The following is a 260-nucleotide window of genomic DNA, read 5'->3' as shown; positions in this document are numbered from 1 at the left end:
GCAGCAGGAAGCCTCGCGCAAGCTCGGCTTCACCACCCGCAAGACCATGCAGGTGGCGCAGAAGCTGTACGAAGGCGTGGCCATCGGCGACGAGGAAGGCACCGTCGGCCTGATCAGCTACATGCGTACCGACTCGGTGACGCTGTCGCAGGACGCGCTGGCCGAGATCCGCGACGTCATCGCGCGCGATTACGGCACGCAGGCGCTGCCGGACAAGCCGAACGTCTACGTCACCAAGTCGAAGAACGCGCAGGAAGCGC

The 260-nt window shown here is 65.8% G+C and carries 1 pseudogene (running past one end of the window); it reads left to right on the top strand.

Annotated features, from left to right (window positions below):
- Positions 1-260 (top strand): annotated as a pseudogene (locus JNK62_04815) (DNA topoisomerase I); it begins 270 nt to the left of the window's first position.

It is taken from the genome of bacterium (assembly GCA_016789445.1).
In the GTDB taxonomy this organism is placed as follows: Bacteria; Patescibacteriota; Minisyncoccia; order Phycocordibacterales; family UBA2100; genus UBA10103.
This window is presented reverse-complemented; position numbering and strand designations above follow the sequence as displayed.